Annotated in this window: 3 protein-coding genes; all 3 read right to left on the minus strand. The window is 67.6% G+C overall.

Going from position 1 to position 1779, the window contains the following annotated elements; translation table 11 throughout:
* On the minus strand, positions 1-623 hold a 623-nt coding region (locus MXD62_RS27375), incomplete at its 3' end, for an amidohydrolase family protein (RefSeq protein ID WP_248832278.1).
* 80 nt (positions 624-703) lie between these two features.
* Positions 704-1156: a pyridoxamine 5'-phosphate oxidase family protein gene (locus MXD62_RS27380; protein WP_248832279.1), complete on the minus strand. Its 453-nt coding sequence runs from the start codon at positions 1154-1156 to the stop codon at positions 704-706.
* Between the two features lie 98 nt (positions 1157-1254).
* The coding region (locus tag MXD62_RS27385) for an SDR family oxidoreductase (RefSeq protein ID WP_248832280.1) at positions 1255-1779 on the minus strand (525 nt) is incomplete at its 5' end.

Raw genomic sequence — 1779 nt, forward strand, 5'->3', positions numbered from 1 at the left:
AGCCCGGTGTCCGACAGCGCCTGGAACACCGGGCCCCAGTAGTCGATGTCGTGGTAGCTGGGCAGGCCCTCGAGGTGCGGCAGTTCGGGCATGGTGACCGCCCGGCAGCCCTTCGCCGCCACCCGGCGGATCTCGTTCACCATCAGCTGCGGGTCCCAGGTCGGAAGCAGCGCCAGCGGGATGAACCGACCCGGGTAGGTCCCGGCCCACTCGTCGATGTGCCAGTCGTTGTACGCCTGGATCATGATGACGGTGAGGGGATCCTTGAAATGGTTGAGATGCCCGGCGCTGAACCCGGCGAACGTCGGGAAGCACATCGACGCCAGGATCCCGTTACGGTCCATGTCCCGGACCCGGTCGTGGATGTCGTAGACGGCGGGGCGCATCTCGGCGAAGCCGGCCGGGTCCTTGGCCCATTCCTCCGGCGGCCAGGTGATCACGGCGTTGAGGCCGCTGACCCCGGTGACCCGGCCCTGGTAGATCCACCGGTCCACCCCGGACTCGTCGGTCTCGACGTGCGGAGCCTGGTCGGCCAGGTTCGCCGGCAGGTGGTTCTTGAACATGTCCGCTGGTTCGACCACGTGGTCGTCGATGCTCACCAGAATCAAGTCGTCGACGTTCATGACCCTCCTCCGTGGATGCTGGCCTGACAGGCGTATCCGGTCAGATATCTGTGGTCCGGTCCCGGCCGCGCCGGGGGTTCTCACATTTTCCGGAAGTCCCAGCTGGTGATTTTCTCCGGGGTGAGTCGCAGCCAGGCGTGACGGCCGTCGTAGTGCATTTCGTCGCGGCCGGTGTATTTCTGGGCGAAGAGCTTTTCCGGTGTTTCGAGGTCCGGGTCGGGGGTGCCGGTCCGGGGAGCTTCTCCAACGCTTTCGAGCTTCCCACGGAGCTCGACCCCGTGTAGCTCGTTGAAGGCGTGGCCGCCATCGATGAGCACGGCCACTCGCGGGTCGCGGGCGATGTCGGTCCAGCGCTGGCTCTTCACGACCGAGTTGAGCCACAGAGCGGAGCCGTCCCACACGAACCACAGCGGAGTCAGATGTGGTCCGCTCGGGCTGGACGTCGCCACCCGGCAGGTTCGCTCCTCGGTGAGGAAGGCATCGATCTCGTCCCGGCCCATGGCGATCTTGCGGCCCCGGCGCTGCTCTTTCATCGTGTTTCGTCCTTAATGGATGTCGAGTGCCTGCTGCGTGGTGGTGTGCCGGAGTAGGGACGGACGGGCCCGACGGCGAGCGCCGCCAGGCAGCCGGGTCACCGACCGAGCAGGAATTTCACGATGGGTGTGGCCGGGGGGAAGGAGTCGGAGATGCCGGCGGTGAAGTACCCCGAGTCGGCCGTGAGGGTGATGCCGTTGATGGCGGAGGCGGCGTCGCTGACCAGGAACAGCAGCGGGTAGGCCTGCTCCAGGGGGGTCGCGGCCTCGATGCCCAGCTCGGCCCGGTAGTCGGTACCGAAGCCGAGCCACCTCTCCTCGTTCGCCCGCGCCAGCGGGGTGTCGGTGGGGCCGGGGCAGATCGCGTTGATGCGGATGCCCTGCTTGAGCAGGGGCATCGCCTGGGCGGCGACGTAGGCGCAGACGGCCCGCTTGCTCCACATGTAGTCGGCCTTGCCGTGCTCGACCGCCCACTTCGTCGCTTCGTCGAAGTCGGTGATGGCCAGGTACTCCTTGAGCAGCGGCAGGTCCGACTCCCACCCCAGCCCGGCGGCGGAGGAGATGAAGCCGATCGCGGAGCCGCGGGGCAGCAGGCCGCCGGCCAGCAGGCGGTCGATGAGGTG

This window comes from Frankia sp. Mgl5, from assembly GCF_023242985.1.
Taxonomy (GTDB): domain Bacteria; phylum Actinomycetota; class Actinomycetes; order Frankiales; family Frankiaceae; genus Parafrankia; species Parafrankia soli.

What these genes read in the sequence shown, in the direction of transcription:
- MXD62_RS27380 (WP_248832279.1), bottom strand. Translation starts at nt 1,156, where the DNA reads ATGAAAGAGCAGCGCCGGGGCCGCAAGATCGCCATGGGCCGGGACGAG.